General features: G+C 71.2%; 12 protein-coding genes. 1 reads left to right on the forward strand and 11 read right to left on the reverse strand.

Annotated elements, in window-relative coordinates; translation table 11 throughout:
* Positions 1 to 18: 18 nt before the first annotated feature.
* The 4 genes from AWW66_RS01595 to AWW66_RS01610 all read right to left on the reverse strand — a co-directional run bounded on the left by AWW66_RS01595 (position 19) and on the right by AWW66_RS01610 (position 4,142).
* Positions 19 to 957 (reverse strand): ABC transporter permease, encoded by a 939-nt coding sequence (locus tag AWW66_RS01595; protein ID WP_211271813.1) that lies wholly within the window; start codon positions 955 to 957, stop codon positions 19 to 21.
* Between the two features lie 13 nt (positions 958 to 970).
* On the reverse strand, positions 971 to 1,894 hold the full coding sequence (locus tag AWW66_RS01600) for an ABC transporter permease (RefSeq protein ID WP_067359499.1): 924 nt from the start codon (positions 1,892 to 1,894) through the stop codon (positions 971 to 973).
* Positions 1,895 to 1,904: 10 nt separating this feature from the next.
* Positions 1,905 to 2,897 (reverse strand): Gfo/Idh/MocA family protein, encoded by a 993-nt coding sequence (locus tag AWW66_RS01605; protein ID WP_157527064.1) that lies wholly within the window; start codon positions 2,895 to 2,897, stop codon positions 1,905 to 1,907.
* A gap of 519 nt (positions 2,898 to 3,416) precedes the next feature.
* Positions 3,417 to 4,142: a hypothetical protein gene (locus AWW66_RS01610; protein ID WP_067359501.1), complete on the reverse strand. Its 726-nt coding sequence runs from the start codon at positions 4,140 to 4,142 to the stop codon at positions 3,417 to 3,419.
* Between the two features lie 154 nt (positions 4,143 to 4,296).
* On the opposite strand from AWW66_RS01610, the gene AWW66_RS01615 reads away from it, so the two are divergent.
* A complete protein-coding gene (locus AWW66_RS01615) occupies positions 4,297 to 4,824 on the forward strand; it encodes a hypothetical protein (RefSeq protein ID WP_067359502.1) in 528 nt (175 codons plus the stop codon).
* Positions 4,825 to 5,361: 537 nt separating this feature from the next.
* On the opposite strand, the gene AWW66_RS01620 is transcribed toward AWW66_RS01615, so the two are convergent.
* The 7 genes from AWW66_RS01620 to AWW66_RS01650 all read right to left on the reverse strand — a co-directional run bounded on the left by AWW66_RS01620 (position 5,362) and on the right by AWW66_RS01650 (position 18,395).
* Entirely contained in the window at positions 5,362 to 6,237 is an 876-nt protein-coding gene (locus AWW66_RS01620) for a hypothetical protein (RefSeq protein ID WP_157527066.1), read from the reverse strand.
* 263 nt (positions 6,238 to 6,500) lie between these two features.
* On the reverse strand, positions 6,501 to 7,313 hold the full coding sequence (locus AWW66_RS01625; RefSeq protein WP_067359504.1) for an ABC transporter ATP-binding protein: 813 nt from the start codon (positions 7,311 to 7,313) through the stop codon (positions 6,501 to 6,503).
* Complete coding sequence (locus tag AWW66_RS01630) at positions 7,310 to 8,344, reverse strand: FecCD family ABC transporter permease (protein WP_067359505.1); 1,035 nt, start codon at positions 8,342 to 8,344, stop codon at positions 7,310 to 7,312. The genes AWW66_RS01625 and AWW66_RS01630 overlap by 4 nt, the downstream gene beginning before the upstream one ends.
* Positions 8,341 to 9,381, reverse strand: a complete 1,041-nt coding sequence (locus AWW66_RS01635) for a FecCD family ABC transporter permease (protein WP_083978142.1) — start codon at positions 9,379 to 9,381, stop codon at positions 8,341 to 8,343. Before AWW66_RS01635 ends, AWW66_RS01630 begins: the two co-directional genes overlap by 4 nt.
* Positions 9,381 to 10,433, reverse strand: a complete 1,053-nt coding sequence (locus AWW66_RS01640) for an iron-siderophore ABC transporter substrate-binding protein (protein ID WP_245647820.1) — start codon at positions 10,431 to 10,433, stop codon at positions 9,381 to 9,383. Before AWW66_RS01640 ends, AWW66_RS01635 begins: the two co-directional genes overlap by 1 nt.
* A 148-nt stretch (positions 10,434 to 10,581) precedes the next feature.
* On the reverse strand, positions 10,582 to 11,202 hold the full coding sequence (locus AWW66_RS01645) for an AAA family ATPase (RefSeq protein WP_067359507.1): 621 nt from the start codon (positions 11,200 to 11,202) through the stop codon (positions 10,582 to 10,584).
* Between the two features lie 242 nt (positions 11,203 to 11,444).
* Complete coding sequence (locus tag AWW66_RS01650) at positions 11,445 to 18,395, reverse strand: laminin G domain-containing protein (protein WP_169807042.1); 6,951 nt, start codon at positions 18,393 to 18,395, stop codon at positions 11,445 to 11,447.
* Positions 18,396 to 18,679: the final 284 nt, after the last annotated feature.

Below are 18,679 nucleotides of genomic sequence, written 5' to 3' on the forward strand. Positions count from 1 at the left end.
ATCCCATTTCACTGACGGTTACCGGGTGGAGAGGTTCGGGTCGGAGCGGTCCCGCAGCTCGTCGCCGAGGACGCCGACGCAGACGACGAACAGGGCCAGGACCAGCCCGGGGATGGTGGCGATCCACCAGGCGCTGGCCAGGTAGTCGCGGCCGTTGGCGATGGTGGTGCCCCAGCTCGGGGTGCCGGGCGGGATGCCGAGCGACAGGAAGCTCAACGACGCCTCGGCGACGATGACGAAGCCGAGCTGGACGGTGGCGATGACCATCAGCGGGCTGGCGACCGCCGGGAGGACGCAGTGCCGGACGATGTGCCAGGAGCCGGCGCCAAGGGTCCGTGCCGCGTTGGCGAAGTCCCGTGACTTCGTGGCCAGGGTCTGTGCCCGGGCGACCCGGGCGAAGATCGGCCAGGTGGTGATGGACAGGGTGAGGACGACGTTGGTGACGCTGGAGCCGAGGACGGCCGCGACGAAGACGGCGAGCAGGATCGACGGGAAGGCGAGCTGGATGTCGGCAAGCCGCATCAGGACCGCGTCGACGACGCCGCCGAGGTAGCCGCAGAGGATGCCGATCGCGGCGCCCACGACGCCGGCGAGCAGCAGGGTGGCCGCGCCGACCAGGATCGAGACCCGGGCGCCCTGCATGATCTGGGGCAGCAGGTCACGGCCGACCTGGTCGGTGCCGAGCAGGGCCAGGCTGCCGTCGGCCAGCCGGCTGCCCGGGGGTCGCAGCCGGTCGGTGACGGAGGTGGCGATCGGGTCGTAGCGGGCGAGGACCGGCCCGATCAGGCCGGCCACCACGTAGCCGGCGATCACCCCGAGCGGGATCCACAGGCGCAGCCGCCGTCGGCGGGGCCGGCGGGGGACGGCGGCGGGCCGGCCGTCGTCGCCCGTGGTGTCGGCCTCGACGGGTGGGCCCGGTGTGCCGAGCGCCACGGACGCGGTTACGGGGTCGGTCACGTCGCTCCCCTCCTCAGACGCTCTCGCGCACGCGCGGGTCCAGCCGGACGTACAGCAGGTCGACGACCAGGTTGATGACGATGAAGACGGCGGCGACGGTGATCACGCAGGCCTGCACGACGGAGTAGTCGCGGGCGGCGATGGCGTCGGTCATCAGCCGGCCGATACCGGGCCAGGCGAAGACCGTCTCGACGATCACGGCGCCGCCGAGCAGGCTGCCGAACTCCAGTCCGGCGACGGTGACGACGGGGATCAGCATGTTGCGCATGGCGTGCCAGCCGACGACGCGGGTCTCGGACAGGCCCTTGGCGCGGGCGGTGACGACGTAGTCCTCGTGCAGCACGTCGAGCAGGCCGGAGCGGACCAGCCGCAGGACGACGCTGAGCAGCGGCAGGGCCAGGGTGACCGCGGGCATGACCATCGCCGCCGGTGATCCCGCTCCGGAGCTGGGCAGCAGGTGCAGCCACCGGGAGAAGACCAGGATCAGCATGATGCCGACCCAGAACGAGGGCAGGGACTGGGTCAGCATCGACAGCACGGACACGACCCGGTCGACGATGCCGTTCGGGCGGGTCGCGGCCAGCGCCCCGAGGGCGAACCCGAGGACGATCGCGATGGTGAACGCGGTCGCCGCCAGCGCGGCGGTCGCGGTCAAATGGGTGAGGACCAGGCTCGTGGCGGCGTCGTTGAGCCGGAAGGAGTCGCCGAAGTCGAAGGTCGCGGCCCGTTGCAGGAAGCGGACGTACTGCACCACCGGAGCGGCGTCCAGCCCGTACTCGCGGCGCAGCGCCTCGACCGCCGCCGGGTCGGCGTCCGGTCCGAGCTGGTTGACCGCCGGGTCGCCGTCGACCTGCCGCATCGCGAAGAAGACCACCGTCGCCGCGCCGAACAGGACCAGCGCCGAGATCGCGAGGCGGCGGAGCGCGTACCGCAGCATCGCCGGTGCCTCAGCGTCCGGGCGGCGCGGTCGCCGCGTCGGCGTGCAGGGCCGCCTCGATGTCCTCGACGACGGCGACCGCGGCCCGGCCCTCCGCGCCGCTGACCGGGGTCGGCCCGCCGGTCAGGGCCGCGTCGACGAACGCTTCGAGTTCGGTACGCAGGTTGTAGGCGCCGCCACCCTCGCGGCTGGGCCAGAAGTACGTGTCCATAAAGCTGGCCGCGCCGTCGCGGCGGGCGTACAGGAGGTCGTTGTGCGAGAGGTCCATCTCCAGGACGCCGTGCTCGCCGACGATCCGCAGCCCGGCGTCGGCCCGCGACGGCCGGGAGTGCGGCAGCGTCCAGTTGTTCTCCATCGTGCCGACCGCGCCGCCGTCGAGGCGGATGGTCGCGTGCACGACGTCGTAACTGGGTGAGAGCACCTTGCGGCCGACGGCGCCGGTGACCTCGACGTCCCGGCCGGTCACGAACCGGACCAGGTCGGCGTCGTGGATGCCGAGGAACCAGGCCACCGAGGTGCGGTCCCAGATGCCCACGCCGACCGCCTGCGAGGTGCAGCGCCAGACCTTGACGTGCCAGATGTCGCCGAGGTCGCCGGAGCGGACGACCTCCCGGAGCCGGCGCACACGCGGGTCGAACCGCAGCACGTGGCCGATCATCAGCGCGTCCGGGTCGGGACACCCGGCGATGATCCGGTCGCAGCTGGCCGTGGAGAGCGCCATCGGCTTCTCCAGCAGCACCCGCTTGCCGGCGGCGAGCGCGGCAAGGGTCGCCTCCTCGTGCAGGTGGTCGGGGGTGCAGATGCTGACCGCGTCGACGTCGTCGAGCAGGTCGCCGATCTCCGCGACGGCGCGTACCCCGAGGTTCTGCTCGGCCCAGTCGCGGTGGTGCGGTGCGACGTCGGCGACGGCGACCAGCTCTGCCTGCCGCACGTCGCGCAGCGCGCGGGCGTGCAGTTGTCCCTGGACCCCGATACCGACGACACCAATCCTGAGGCGGTCCACGCCAGGCCTCCAACTGTTGCAGACTAGAAGAGTGCTAGGTGTGTACCTAGCTGCCGATAGTTCTACACCCAGCCGGAACGTGAAGCAAGAGTCAGATCACCACCGACTCGTCGTTGACCTGCGGATTCGCGGCGTCCGGTCCGGGGCTACGGGGAGCCGGCCCGTCCCCCTTGCCCATGACATCGATGTGCCGGACCGTTCTCCCCCGCGCTCCACGGCATGACCGGGGACCGCTCCTTCCGGGACCGGGGTCGCTCACCGCACCCGTCAGCACCGTCCGCGTCGACCTACGCGGCCGCGGAGTCTCCTCGCGCGGCGCTGTGCGACCGGCTACCCGCATGCGCCCATTTATGCCTGAGGAGGGCGCTGCTCGCCGGCGGGCTCGCGATCGCCGTCACGTGCCGGCACCCGGCGTTGGAGCGACGCACCTGATCGTGGTCCAGGCCGACCTTGGCCCTGGCGGACGCCGACGTCGCAGCGCCAGCCTGGTCGGCGCGGGATGGTGTGGGCGGGTCGAGCTCACGCGACGTAGAGCACGTGCCACAGCACCGCGCTCAGCGCGCCGCATGAGACGGCCGCGATGAGCAGCATCGGCCACGCACGCCACAGCCGGCGCGTCGTGGCGAGCCAGGCCAGGACGACGATCGGAAGCCCGATCTTGACGACCTGTCCGGCCAGCACACCCCGGACGAACTGCGCGTGGTGCGGGTCGGTCACGGCCAGCAGTTGCCAGGGCGGTGCCAGCACCAGGGCCTGCCAGCCCTCACCGGAGAGCAGCCCGCACAGCCCTCCGGCAGCCCCCGCCGCGAGTGAGGTTGTGCCGACCCGCACGACATGACCGAGCATCCCGAGGATCGGGCCCGCCACGACGGCTCCGGCCAGCCACGCGGCCGTCATGACGGCAACCGACCGCAGCCCCAGCAGATCGGCCGACGTGCCGTCCTCCAGATAGCCCCCGCTCCACCGGCGACTCACCACCAGGACGAGCAGGTAGTAGAGCAGCGTCGCCAGCACCAGCAGCCTGGTGGCCTCGATTGCCGCTCGTCTCGCCGTGGCGGCTGACCGGCCGACGAGGACGGCAGCCAGCCCCCACGCGAAGCCGCTGCTGACGACGGCGATCAGCACCTGCCCCGCAGCGCCTGCGACGAAGTCGGCCGCGAACGCGAGCAGTCCCAGCGTGGCCCCGGCGGTCGCGACCACCGCCGTACGGCCGTCACGAGCCGCCTCGACGACAGAGTTGGCCACGCCCGCCTCCTCCAGAAGAGGCGCTGACCATACCAAGGTGACGTCCTGCCACAGATTCGTTGCGACACCGGGGAGGGGCCAGAGACCGCCGGTGGCCGGGACGCGCCATAGTTGCAGTCGTGCACGCGGCCGACCGTGCCGCGAGAATCGCCCGGTGACAACCGACATCAGTGAGCTGGTCGCGGCGCGTCGGGCCTTCCCCGTCGGCAGCCGGGTCCGGGGCGTCGTGAGCGCCATCCCGATGGGTCCCGGGAGGTCCGGCATCCTGGTCGACCTTGCCCAGCCGCCCCAGGGATGGGTGGACGTCCTGCACCTGCCGGACGATCCGACCGACTGGCCACCGATCGGCACGACGGGACTCTTCGAGGTCCTGCAACATCAACCCGGGCTGGTCCGGTTGTTTCCGCTGGACGCCGGCATGCGTGGCCGACGTACCCGCTTCTCTCGCTGGTCAGGAACGGAGTGGGCGGCGGTCGCCCGGCGCTACCCGGTGGACGCCGTCGTCACCGGTACGGTCACCCACGTGTTCCCCAGCGACCGTGAGTACACAGTGGCGTTCGATGACTGCTGGTCGACGGTCGAGTACACCGATCGCGAGCCGATGGTCGGCTGGACCGGGCCGTTCCGCGTGACCGGCCTCCTGGAATGGACCCACCGGATCCTGGTGGCACCCGCGACGTAGCGGCCGGGACACCAGCAGGTTGTCCGCCCGTCAGTGGTTCTGACGTACGGTGGGTCGTCGGAACTGGCGTAGACGTTCCGCCCCGACCCGACCCGGAGTCGATTCACGGCCGAACGACCGCCACTCGATCTCCAGTGGCAGCTCCGACACCGATCTGCCGGTTTTCCGACCGGGATGAGAACGGCCAACACCCAGGCTGATGCGGTCGGAGGAGCTTCCGGCCGCCTTGAGTGCCGCCGCACCGGCTCACAACAGGCCGTCGCCAGCCGCCAGCGTTCGTCACACCGAGCAGATGCGACGAGGCGTGGCGCCTCATGTGCGTCGGCGAGGCCATGACGTTCCTGCTCGGCCAAGCAATCCAGGCCGTCGACGTCTCCGGCCTCACCTTTGTGAACGGCGGCGGCTCGTCGCGGCCCGCCGAGATCACGGGCTCCGCGTGAGCGATACCAACCGGCCCGTCTTCGAGGGAATCTCCGGCAACGCTGGGCGCCCTGGCCACCACGCGTCCACTCGACCTGTTCGAGGACGTTGACCCGCCTAATTGTCCCAGACGGTGGCGTCGAAGCCCCACTCATCAAAACCCTTGTTGACGAGCTTCAGACGGGCGATTCGCCCCTCGTCCGTCAGCACGCAGACAGTCTGACCTTCCTCAAGATCATGGGTATCGACCGTTTCGATCCCGGCGGCCGTGGCGACGTGTCGGCAATCCTCGTAGGTCGGCACGCTCCGCTCGTTCCACACCGCGATACTGGCGTCCTCATCGGCGTTGAAGCCCTTGTAGCGGCCGTACCAGAGCTCCCCACCGGCAGTGAGGCTCCTTCTCGCAGGCGGCACCAGGTCGAGGTCCTTGTAGTAGGAGTCGAGCACGAAAGGGCCCTGGTACTGCACGCTCACTTCCGTGGCCGGTGGCACCGTGGGACCGCTCGCGGAAGCAGCCGTCGACGGCGAGGGCTCAGCGGAGGGCATCGGCGTCTCGGGCTCAGGCGTCTGCAACTCAACGGACGGAGACGGCGAGGGCGACGGAGACGAAGACGGGGACGGAGATTCGCCCGCCACGACCGGCTGCGCCGGGCCGTCCGACCCTCGCGACACCACCATGACCAGCAGGGAAACGACCATCAGGATCAACACGACGAGCAGGCCCGCCACCCCCCAGAACCAGGCCGTCGGCACCGTGACCATCCTGCTCCCCTGTGTCGCCACCACCACGGTGGGAACAGGCGAGGCACCGGCCCGCTCGATCGGCCGTGGCCGCAGCACCTGCGGTGACGTCTCGTCCGAGTTGCTGCGACCACGATCGACTGCCCGGGAGGATCCGGAGACCTCGACCTCATTGCCCGCCTGTCGTGCGGCGTCGTCACGACGGTCGGATTCCTGGAAGTCACTGTTCTCACCGAAATGGGGCCCGCTCACCCAACCTGCCTTCCGAGATGGTCAATGCCACACCAGTCAACTCCGTGGCAGTCACAGACCAGATGCATCCTAGGGGCTTGCGACAACCTCCGTCATTGACGTCCGTCAGATGACGCGATCAACCGGGCTGGGGTCTGTCCGGTCTCCGCACTCGCCGGCATCAGAGCGGCTTCACGCATGATTGACGATGCCCAGAGCGAAAGAACGGCATCACGGCTCCCCTTCTGCTTGTCCTCTCCCCACGCAACCTGCCGTGGCGAGGGCTACGACATCGCGGCTTGGGCGTGGTGGCGGCCGATCGGCAGCATCAGTGGCTTGCCGGAGACCGGGTCGAGGATGACCTGGCTGTCCAGGCCGAAGACCGCGCGGACGCAGTCCTCGGTCAGCACCGCGGCCGGCTCCCCCGCCGCGTGCAGGCCGCCGTCGGCCAGGGCGATGAGGTGGTGGGCGTAGCGGGCCGCCATGTTCAGGTCGTGCAGCACCATCACGATGGTGGTGCCCCGGTCGGTGTTCAGGTCGGTGAGCAGGTCCAGCACCTCGACCTGGTGGCTGACGTCGAGGAAGGTGGTCGGCTCGTCGAGCAGCAGCAGGTCGGTCTGCTGGGCCAGGGCCATCGCGATCCACACCCGCTGGCGTTGCCCGCCGGAGAGCTCGTCGACCGACCGGTCGGCCAGGTCGGCGGTGTGGGTGGCGTCGAGCGCGGCGGCCACCGCGAGGTCGTCCTGCCTGCTCCATCGGGACAGGATCCGCTGGTGGGGGTTGCGGCCCCGGCCGACGAGGTCGGCCACGGTGATGCCCTCCGGCGCGATCGGTGACTGCGGGAGCAGGCCGAGGGTACGGGCCAGTTCCTTGGCGGGCATCCGGTGCACCTCCCGGCCGTCGAGCAGGACGTGACCGGTGCGTGGTGCCAGGAGCCGCGACATCGACCGGAGCAGGGTCGACTTGCCGCAGGCGTTGGCGCCGACGATGGCGGTGATCCTGCCGGGCGGCACGAGCAGGTCGAGGGACTCGATGACGAGGCGGTCGCCGTAGCCGACGGTCAGTTTCTCCACGGTCAGGGAGTGGATGGTGGTCACAGTGAGCCTCCCGCGCGGTTGGTGCGGACGAGCAGGTAGATGAGGTACGGGGCGCCGAGTACGCCGGTGATCACACCGACCGGGAAGCGGGTGTCGAAGGCGAACTGGCCGAGGAAGTCGGCGACCAGGACCAGCAGCGCGCCGACCAGTCCGGCGGGCAACAGCAGCGACCCGCCGGGGCCGGCCAGCCGGGCCGCGATCGGGCCGGCCAGGAAGGCCACGAAGGCGATCGGTCCGGTGGCCGAGGTGGCGAAGGCGATCAGGCCGACGGCCGCGACGATCGAGACCAGCCGGGTGCGTTCCAGCCGGGTTCCGAGCGCGGCTGCGGTGTCGTCGCCGAGTTGCAGCATCGTGAGGTTGCGGGCCTGGGCGAGCAGGACCGGGCCGAACGTGAGCAGCGCGATCAGGACGGGGATGGTCTCGTCCCAGGTGGAGCCGTTCAGGCTGCCGTTGAGCCAGCGGGTGGCGGCCTGCAGGTCCCACTGTCCGGCCTGGTTGAGGATGTAGGAGGTGGCGCTGTTGAGCATGGCGGCGATGCCGATGCCGATGAGGACGAGCCGGGTGCCGGCGACGCCGTCCTTGAACGACAGGACGTAGATGATGACGGCGACGCCGAGGGCGGCGACGATGGCGAAGATCGAGACGCCGGTCTCGCCGAGGCCGAGCACGATGATGGCGAAGGCCGCGGCGGCGCTGGCCGCGGAGCTGATGCCGATGATGTCGGGGCTGGCCAGGGGGTTACGCATCATGGTCTGGAAGGTGACGCCGCCCATGCCGAAGCACAGCCCGGTGGCCAGGGCGAGGACGGTACGGGGCAGCCGTAGCTCCCCCACGGTGAAGGAGGCTCCGGGGACGGTCTCGCCGAGGATCACCCGTAGGACGTCGCCGGGTGGGTAGAAGGTCTGCCCGACCATCAGGGAGACGGTGGCCATCGCCGCCACGGCCACGCCGAGGGTGGCCAGGACGGCTCGACGCCGTCTGGTGCGCCGGACCCGGCCGCGGGTGACGGCGTCGAGGGTCGTGCTGGTCACAGTTCGCGTACCTTCTGCCGGCGGACGATGTAGATGAAGAACGGGGCGCCGATCAGGGCGGTGATGATGCCGGCCTCGATCTCGTCGGGTCGGTTCACGACCCGGCCGACGACGTCGGCGGCGGTCAGCAGCGCGGCGCCGACGAGGGTGGCGAAGGGCAGCAGCCAGCGGTGGTCGAGGCCGACGAGGAGCCGGCACAGGTGCGGGACGATCAGGCCGACGAAGGCGATCGGTCCGGCGACAGCGGTGGCCGCGCCGCAGAGCACCACCGCGCCGAGGGCGGCGATCCCGCGGATCACGGCGACGCGTTCGCCGAGGGCGGCGGCCATGTCGTCGCCGAGGGCCAGCGAGTTCAGGGCCCGGGCGCAGAGCAGGCAGATGGCCAGGCCGGCGGCCAGGAACGGCAGGACGTGGCCGATGCTGTCCCAGGTGGCGCCGCCGACGCCGCCGACCTGCCAGGACTGGAAGTTCTCGGCGATGTCGCCGCGTGGGAGCACGACCGCGACGACCAGTGAGGCGAGGGCGGCGGAGGTGGCCGCGCCGGCGAGGGCGATCTTGAGGGGGGTGGGTCCGGCGCGGCCGAGGGAGCCGACGGCGTAGACGAAGAGGCTGGACAGGGCGGCGCCGGCGATGGCGGCCCAGATGTAGGCGGTGGCGGTGTAGAGGCCGACGGTGGTCATGCCGACGGCGATGGCCAGCATGGCGCCCATGTTGACGCCGAGGATGCCGGGGTCGGCGAGCGGGTTGCGGGTGACGCCCTGCATCGCCGCGCCGGACAGGGCCAGCGCCGCGCCGACGAGGGCGGCGAGGATCGTCCGGGGGATGCGTTTGACCACGGCCGCCTGGTTGAGGGTGTCGTCGGTGCCGGCGAGGGCGGCGGTGATGTCGGACCAGCCGACGGCCCGGGAGCCGAAGGCGACCGAGGCGAGCATGACCAGGGTGAGCACGGCCAGGACGAGCAGCAGCCAGGCCAGGCGCACCCGGGCCGGGCGTCGCAGGTGCGCGACGTCCGGCCCGGGCTTGGTGTCGACGGTCATCAGATCTTGTCGGCGGCGGCGCCGAGCAGGTCGACGTAATCCTTGAGGACGTACGACACGGCCAGCGGTGTCGGGTTGGCGGCGGTGGCGACCGGGGTGCTGCCGGGCAGCGAGACGAACGAGCCCCGGGCGATCGCCGGGATCTTGGACAGCAGCGGGTCCTTCTGGAGGGCGGCCAGGGTGCTGCCCTCGGCGTCGCCGTAGGTGACGATGATGTCGACGTCGCTGAGGTTCTGCACCTGCTCGGCGCTCTGGGTGAGACTGAACTCCTCGGTGGTCGCCGACGCCTTGGCGATGCTGTCCGGGTGCTTCATGCCGAGGTCGGTGAAGAACTGGGCCCGGGTGTCGTGCGTGGTGTAGAAGCTGATCTTGCTGAGGTCGGTCGGGTCGAGGTGGGTCAGGAACATCACCGACTTGCCGGCCAGCTTCGGGTAGCGGGCCGCCTCGTCCTTCATCTGCTTCTCGATCGTCGCGATCAGCGCGTCGCCTTCGGCGGCCAGGCCGAGGGCCTGGCTCTCCAGCTTGATGCTCTCGCGCCACGAGGTGGCCCAGGGAGCCTTCGGGTACGCGACGACCGGGGCGATCTTCGTCAGGGTGTCGTAGTCCTGCCGGGTCAGCCCGGAGTAGGCGGCGAGGATGACGTCGGGCTTGGTGTCGGCCACCGCCTCGAAGTCGATGCCGTCGGTCTCGTCGAACAGCACCGGGGTGGACGCGCCCAGTTCCTTGAGCTTCGCGGCGTCCCAGGGCAGCAGGCCGTCGCCGTCCTCGTCGCCGAAGTTGGCCTTGGCGTAGCCGACCGGGACGATGCCCAGGGCCAGCGGCACCTCGTGGTTGGCCCAGTTGACGGTGGCGACCCGTTCGGGCTTCTTCTCGATGGTGGTGGTGCCGAAGGCGTGGGTCACGGTGACCGGGAACGACCCCGCCGCGGTGCCGGAGGCGGCGGGGGTGTCTGTGGTGTCGGACGATCCGCCGCAGGCAGTGAGTGCGAGTGCGGTGGCGGCGGTGACGATTCCGGCGAGGAACCGGGTGGCGCGCATGCTGGGGTACTCCACTTCCGGGAAGTTAGGAATGCCTAACCTAACACCGGGGGTCGCCGGGCCCACCCACGGCCCCCACGACACCGACCCCGCGACCTGCCGGTACGCGCAGGTGGCAGCCGTTCGCCACCCGCCCGAGGTGTGACTCGACGACGAACGGGGGTCAGGGAGTCTGCGGCGCGGCGGTCGGCTGGTCGGCGTCGTGGGCGCAGTGGGCGCATCGTCGCGGGCAGGGCGTCTGCGGTACGACCGCGGTGAGGCCGCTGGCGTGCAGGATCGTGGTGACGGTCTGCTCGACGGTGCTGGCCTCGCCGATGACGGTCTCCCCCGCGACGCCGAGCAGGTCGCGGTGGGTGTACCAGTGGCGCATCTCGCCGGGGGTGACGGGGATCGGCTCGTCCCGGTGGAGGTGGCGGCGGACGGTCTCGTCGAAGGACACGTCCAGGTAGAAGACCGCGACCGGCCCGGCGTGCATGCCGATGAGCTGGCGCAGCACGGTGGCGTAGCGCTCGGTGTGCAGGATGCCTTCGAGGATGACGTGGTAGCCGAGGTCGAGGGCGGTGCGCGCGGTCGCGGTGATGAACGCGGGGGCGACCGGGTCGATGCGGGCGGTGTCGTGTTCCCGGAGCACGGTTCGGCGCAGGTAGTCCTGCTCCAGCAGGGCGGCGCCGCGGCCGAAGCGACGCCGGGCCTCCCGAGCGGCCGTGGTCTTTCCGCTGCCGGAGTTCCCCCGGATGACCACCAGCGTCGGCGGCTCGGGGCTCGTGGGGCTCGACGGTGGCATGACGCACCCTTCCCGGCGGTTACGGCACGTCAGGACAACGTCGCGGCGGGTGCCGTGGTGGCGGTGCCGGCGACGTGCCGGGTGCGCAGCGCGGCGGACCGCCCGTCGACGCACACGAGCGGGTCGCGGGTGTTCGCGTGGACGGCGAGTTGCCCACGCCCGTGGGCCCCGGCGCCGCGGGTGGCAGCGCCGGGGCCATCGGCCCTGCTACGGGTTGGTCACTCGTGGTCCGATTGAGGTGGTCATCGGTCGATACCGAGGTAGCGGGCGAGGTGGACGACGATCTCCTGGGTGTAGGGCGTGAGCCGGTACAGCTTCTTGGTGAGCGTGTCGGTGGTGGCGGTGGTCAGGTTGGCCAGGGTGGCCAGGTTGGTGGGGCTGTTCTTGATGTCCGGTTCGAGGGTCTGGATCAGGTCGTAGATGCTGCTGAAACCCTCCCGTTGCAGGGCCTTGGCCAGGGACGCCGGAGCGTTGGCGGTGGCGGCGACCGGGTCGAGGAGGCGGCTGACGAAGGTGACCCGGTGGAAGACGCGCCAGCAGGGGGGCTTCTGGTCGGCCTGGTGGGCCTGGCGCAGGGCGGCGGCCTGGGGTGAGGTCGCCAGCCAGAGCGGGTCGACGACCTTGCCGTAGAAGTCCTCGAAGTTGTCCTTGGTGACGTCGAGGTAGAAGGTCATGAACCGGTAGGCGTCGACCCGGCCGGGGGCGGTGACCGGCTGGTTGGTGGCGGGATCGTAGACGGGCTTCCCGTCGGCGGCGTAGCGCTGCAGGTCCCGGCCGCCGGTGCAGGCGACCTCGAGCCCGAAGGTCTTCGTGGCGGACTTGGCCCTGGTGCGGGTGACGCTGCTGCCGCCGCCGATGCTGGCCTCGAAGCCCATCTTCGTGCCACCGGCCGCGCCCTTGACCTCGAACATGCCACCGCCGCTGAGGGTGCCCTTGATCGAGTAGGAGCCGCCGGCGGTCTCGGTGACCGTGTCGGTGGTCTCGGTGGACTCGGCGAAGAAGCCGCCGCCGGCGGTCCAGACGTAGGTGTTGGCCAGGTTACGGCGGGCGGAGGACTTGTTGGCGACCTCCTTGGCCTTTTCCCTGGTCCGGTCGGGGGCATGGGTCTCGGTGGACACCGAGTCGTAGTAGCTCTGCAACTGCTGGGCCTGACGCTCGACGCGGCGCTTGAGGGCGTACGCCTCGCGGGGTTTGAAGTAGCTGTACTCGGCGCCGTCGCCGGCGGTCGGGTAGTGGGTGGGGTCGGCGAAGGGGCCGGCCAGGCCGTAGCCGATGAGCCCGTCGAGGGTGCCCTGCTTGGTGTAGAGCGGGTTGATCTGGAACTCGATGATGTTCCAGTCCCGGGGGATGTCGGGGTTGGGCATCATCCGGTACGCCACCAGCGCGCCGGTGTGTTCGAGGCGTAGCGCGAAGACGTCCGCGGTCTCGGACTGGACCAGGGCGTAGCCGGTGTTGGCCGGTATCCACCGCTGGCCGGCGGCAGGGTTGAGCGGACGGTTCGGGTCCTCCCACGCGCCGCTGAGGGCGACGGTGCTGGTACGCGTGGTGTTGTGGCCCTCGGACACCTCGGTCTCACTGGTCCAGCCGTTGGAGTAGTCGAGGCCGAACTCCAGGTTCCCCTCCTTGGCGAGTTTGACCATCGGCTGGGCGGTGCCCATGCCCAGCGGGGCGGTGATGTTCAGGACGTCCGCCGAGACCTCCCAGGAGAACTTCATCTTCGCCGAGACGTCCATGCTGATCTCCTGGCTGGAGGAGAGCGTGTTGGTCACCTCGTCGGCCTGGACGAAGGAGACGGTGGCGGCGTCGACGTAGTCGTCGGTGCCCGGGCGCTGGACGAGGTTCTCCGAGGGGACCGGTGGTGCCCCCTCGATGTAGCCGACGAGTTGCGGGTCGAACTGGGCCTGGCCGACCCACTTGCTGACCAGGTTGCCGACCTTGTAGCCGGTGATCAGGTGCCAGCGCCCGCCCTGCTGGTAGGCGTAGCAGCGTTTCATCACCCCCCGCACACCGCGGTGCGGGATCCGCTGCACATCGGCGTACTCGCCGACCGCGGGTGACGCGCCGATCAGGTCGTGGAAGGTGGTGCGGATGCCGGTCAGCGCGGAGCGGACCTCGGCGGTGTCGGTGGAGACGGGCGCCGTGGAGAGCACGACGGCCGGCTCGGTGGCGGCGGCGGTGGTGAGGTTGTTCCCGCGCGGCCCGGCGTCGAGGACCGGTGCGCCCGCGGCGGTGGAGGCGGCGTCGAACGGGTAGTAGCAGACGAGATCCTCGGACTCGCCGCGCAGTCGGGTGAAGACGTTGTCGAGGATCTGTTCGCCGGTCCGCGCGGTCTGCCACACCCGGATCTCGTCGAGGGTGCCGGCGAAGCCGTCGCGCACGGTGTCGCCGGTGGTCGTGCAGCCGCCGACGGTGAACTGCTCGGGTCCGTAGCCGGTGGTCACGACGGCGTCCGTGGCGAGGACCGGGTCGGCGGGGGTCGCGTCACCGTTGCAGTAGAGCCGGAACCGGTTCCCGGCCGGGTCCGGGGTCTTGACCCAGCTCGCCCCGTGCAGCCTGCCGGTGTAGGTGCGGGCGGCGTCGGCGGTGGTGTTCCCGGCATGCTCCGGGAACGTCCACTGGGCGACCAGCCCGGGGGTGTTCCCGGTGACCGCCGCGTCGATCTTCGCCGCCTCCCGGGCGACGTTCCAGAGCCGCACCTCGCTGAGCACGCCGCGCAGTCCGTAACCGGTCTGACCGCTGCGGTAGCGGCCGATGTCGAGCAGCCCGTGGTTGCCGGTCGGGGTCGGGCCGGGGAGGGTGGCGCTGCCGGCGTGTACGCCGTTGACGTAGAACACGATGTCCTGCGCGCTGGGGTTGACCTGGTTGGTTCTGCGGGTGACCGCGACGCGGGTGAAGGTGGCTGCCGACAGCTTCGTCGTGGAGACGGCGGTGCCGGGTTGGGTGTTCGAGGTGTTCTCGTAGCTGAAGGCCAGCGCCCCGTCGGGCTGCACCCAGAAGGCGTACGGCACGGTGCCGCCGGCGCCGTCGGCCAGCCCGCCCTTGCCGACGAGTCCGTGGGTGTGGCCCAGCGTGTCGAGCCGGAGGGAGGCCTCGATCGTCAGGTCGCCGGTGACGTTGAGGGCGTCGGCGCGGCCGGTGTCCACCCACGCGGCGCCGTCGAAGCGCAGCGCCCAGTCCTGCTCGAAGGCCGCCGCCAGGTGGCCCCACTGGCCCGCCGGGTAGACGTCCCGGCTGCGCACGAACTGGTCGCCCACCCCGGCGAGGATCCGGTAGCCGGGGAACGGGGAGCCGACCAACCTCGGGTTCCCGACGATCGTGGCGTCGTTGCGCCGCCCGGTCAGGTCGGTGGTCCGCCGGCCGGGGAAGTTCCAGTAGCCGAGCAGGCCGGGCTCCCGCCCGGTGAGCCGGCGGTCCTTGTCCGCCTTCAGCTCCTGTGCGGTACGGGCCCGGCGCCAGACCCGCACCTCGTCCAGTTGGACGTACGCCTTCTCCGCTCCGACGGGGCCTTGACCGAGGACGAGTTTGCCGGTGCCGGTGAAGTGCCCGTTTGCTGGGCGTCGGGCGACCTCCTCGCCGTCCCGGTAGATGATCTGGTCGCGGTTGGTGCCCTCCCGGTCGTACACGCACGCCCAGTGGTGCCAGTTCTGGTCGCTGTAGGAGGTCGGGGCGTCCAGGTCGTCGGCGAAGAAGGCCATGGTGAAGGCGTTGTTGGAACGGAATCCGATGTGCAGGCTCTGGTCCGTCGCGCCCGTGGCGCCGAGGCCGGCGATCAGGTCCCAGCGGCCGTTCGACAGGCGTTTGACCCAGAATTCCACGGTGAAGGAGGTGCCGGTCAGGTCGATGCCCGCGCCGCAGTCGAGGCTGTCGCCGCTCCCGTTGAACTCCAGCGCCGACAGGTAGGGCGCGCCGGACACGCCGAGGGCGTACCGGGTGGGGGTGGTGCCGGGCAGGTGGGCGTGCAGGATGCGGCTCTGGGTGCCGGCGAAGCCCGGGTTGGCCCAGGCTTCCAGGGTGAGGTCGCCGGTCATCGTCGCCCGGGCACGCTGGGCTGCCGGGAGAGCGAGCCGCTTGGTGCCGTCGAAGGAGAACGCCCGTCCGGGGGCGTGGCCCTGCCACCGGTTGCCCCGGCCGGCCACCACGTCGGCGGCGGTGCCGTTGGGCACGGCGGCGGTGGCCGTACCGGCGTCGACCGCGACGATCAGGGACCCACGGTCCAGTCGGGTGCCGGGTCGGCTGGAGGTGGCCGAGGCGTAGTCGTAGACGACCGTGCGGACCTCGGTCCCGGCCGGTACCCCTGTCGGGGCCGTGGTCAGGGTGAAGCTGGAGGTGACCGGTACGGAGTCCCGCACCTGGTAGACGGAGCCGGCCAGACTGATCTTGGTGCCCGCCAGGAGGCCGGTGGGCAGCAACGCGGTGAGCGTCACCGTGTTGCCCTGGATCGAGGCCACCTTGCCGAGGAGGTCCCCGACCGGGTTGCCGTTGAGGACGGCCGCGAAGTGGTCCGCGCGTCGTGGTACCGCGGTGAAGGTCTCGGTGTGGGTCGTGGCGTTCGCCGTCCGGGTGACCACCACCGTGCAGCGGTCGGCGTCCGGGCCGGCCGAGACGGTGAGACCCACGTCGGGCAGGGCGACCCCGGTGTCCCGGCTGGTCATTTTGAGCCGGCCGGCAGGGAGCGTGATCTGCTTGGCCGCGCGGGAGGCGGTGACGTCGTAGTAGACGGAGAAGAACTGCCCGTCGACACCACGGAAGTACAGCACCACCTCGCCTGTCGCGCTGTCGAGCAGGACCGGGGTGTCCCGGCTCCAGGCGAAGGCCAGCACGGCGCCGAAGATGCTCAGCCCGGTGGTGTCGACGGCGACGGTCGGCATCGCCACGGTCACGTCGTCGCCGCCCTGCAGTCCCCCGCTCAGGGCGGTCAGCGCGGCCTGCCGGTCCGCCAGCAGGATCTGGTCCCGGGCGAGTTGCGCCTTGGCGTCCTCCTGGGTGCGGACGGCGGCGTTGTAGGTCGAGGAGGCCGAGCCCAGCGATGCCAGCAGTTCGTTCGCCCGGGGCGACCGGTGGTGCGGCGAGATCCAGTGTCCCTCGTCGTAGCAGTAGTTGGAGTTGACGAAGGCCCAGTACCTGTTGTTCCAGTACTGGTACGCCGGGTGGGTGTCCCGCACCGCCTGGTCCGCCTGGTCGAGATTGCTCCTGTCCAGGATCAGCTTCGCCTGGGCGGCGGTGACCGCTCCCTGCGCCGCGCTGAGCCGATCCATGTCCGTGGTCGGGTCGGGGCGACCGACGGTGGACAGGGCGACCGAGCGGGGTACCTGCGCGAGCCGGCCGTCGGCGGCGAGCGCGAGGTCGAGGGTCGCGAGCAGGGGGTTGCCGGCCGGGGCGGTGGTGTCGGCCGTGGGGAACGCCAGCAGGACCCTGGCCTGCCGCTTCGCCGGGCTGGGCTGGGCGGCGTACCCGGCGGTGGTCTCCTCCTGCTGAAAATACAGCGTCGCGGCCACGCCGGAGGCGAGGGACCGGCCCGTGAGAGCGAAGGTCTCCCGGGACAGTCCGGGGCTGTCCCCCACCGGCGCGCCCGAGGTCACCCAGGCCGGGCCGCCCCGGACGGTGCCGTCGAACCCGTTGTCGGTGTGGTCGGCGACGCTGGTCCCACCGCCCTCGTCGAAGCGGTAGTAGGCGACCAGGCCGGGCTCGACGCCGGCGAGGCGGCGGCGGACGTCGCGGGCCAGGTCGGCGGCCGTCCGCGCCTGACTCCAGATCCGGACCTCGTCGACGTCACCGGCGAAGAAGTCGGACACACCGGTCCCGGACGGGCGGGCGCCGACGAGCGTCGCCGACCCGGAGGAGGGAGGGGTGAACGTCAACGTACCGCTGGCCACCTCGACGCCGTCGACGTACAGCCGGCCCTTGGCCGGAGTGCTGCCGCCGTCGAGAACCGCCGCGACGTGGGTGTACCGGCCCGTCGGCACCGCCGAACCGGACGACACGATGCTGTTGCCGGCGCCCGGATGCTGACTCAGCACCAACGCACCGGTGGTGCTCACGCTCAGCCTGAACCACCCCGCCTGCGACGCGTCCCCGACGGCCAGGATCACCCCGCCGGCCGCCGCCGGCTTGACCCACGCCTCCACCGTGTAGGCGCCCTGCAGCCGCGCGCCGGGGGCGGTCCCCAGGTCGAGGTAGTCGTCCTGGCCGTCGAGGCGCAGGGCGGTGCCCGCCCGGTCGGTCGGCAGCGGGACCGGCACCAGCGGCTTCTTGGTGAACGGGTCCACACCGGGTTCGCGTTCGAGCACCGAGGGGGCGTACCTCGGGTCGGGGCTGGTGTAGAACTGGGTGCCCGTGAGGTTGAACAGCCCGTCGTCGGAGCGTTCGACGTTGAACCCGTCGACGCGGTTGGTCGCCGAGTTGACGGTGAACAGTTGCCACCGGGACACGTCGTTGACCTGGGTCGGCAGCAGCAGCACCGAGAATTCCCCGTCGGTGACGTCACGGACGAACGACAACTGGCGGGTGGGCTCGTAGAAGGGGTTGCCGTCCAGGTCCCGGGTGCCGAGGGTGTCACCGGTGGAGGCGGGCGAGGTCTTGCTCCGGCTGCGCCGGTAGCGCACCTCGAGCACCGGTTTGACGGTCGCGCCGGTCTGTACGAACCGGTCGCACAGGAGGGTACGGGTCACCAGCGGCACCTTCGCCCCGCCCGCCTGGGCGTAGTCCGTCCGGCTCGCGTCGGCGGAGGCGCCGCCGGCGGTGAGCCGGAACAGCGCGTCCGGGTGGGCCTCGTCGATCGACTGGCGGAACAGCAGCAGGTACCGGCCGTCGGAGACGACCTGGAACGGTGCCCGGGCGCCCAGCCGGGCCGTGGTGGACAGGAACGGGTCGAGGTCCTCGGGCTGGAGCTGCGTGCCGGCGCTCACCTCGGCCCGGCCGCCGAGGCGCACCGCCGGTACCGCGAGCGTCTCGCCGTTGCCGAAGCCGACCTCGGTGACTTCGGTCGGGAAGGTCAGCGCGGGCGGGTTGTCGTTCCAGTACGAGCTGTCGATCTCGCCCCGCTCGCGGCTGCCCAGATCCAGGTTCAGCACGTTGTAGTAGATGCGCCGGGAGTCGTCCATGGCGAACGCCACCGTCGTCCCCTGGTGGCGGACCATTGTCGTGTACACGTATTTCCTGTCGGTGTACACCCTGACCAGATTGCTGTGCGACACGCTTACCTCCGGGTCCATGGTTCGCTCGTGGCAGGGGCACGGAGGAACGGCGGCCTCCTGCTCGGCCGCCGGTCCACCGCGCGGTTGATGTCGGGGTCCGCACCGCAGGCCTCGCGGGCCTGATGCCGTCTCCCGTCGGCAGCGCCACGGGCGGCGACGCGCGAGGCGATGTCGCCGCAGGGGCATTCGGCTGCCGCTCCGGTCCGGCGCGGAGTCACTCCCGGGCGGGGCGGGCCGGCCCGCTCTGGCCGGTCTCCCCGCTCACGGGGTAGGTGGTGGGTGGG

It is taken from the genome of Micromonospora rosaria (genome assembly GCF_001567585.1).
Taxonomy (GTDB): Bacteria; Actinomycetota; Actinomycetes; order Mycobacteriales; family Micromonosporaceae; genus Micromonospora; species Micromonospora rosaria.

Bases quoted from the DNA above. Each gene is read 5' to 3' on its own strand.
- AWW66_RS01600 (WP_067359499.1), bottom strand. From the start codon at position 1,894: ATGCTGCGGTACGCGCTCCGCCGCCTCGCGATCTCGGCGCTGGTCCTG.
- AWW66_RS01635 (WP_083978142.1), bottom strand. From the start codon at position 9,381: ATGACCGTCGACACCAAGCCCGGGCCGGACGTCGCGCACCTGCGACGC.
- AWW66_RS01645 (WP_067359507.1), bottom strand. From the start codon at position 11,202: ATGCCACCGTCGAGCCCCACGAGCCCCGAGCCGCCGACGCTGGTGGTC.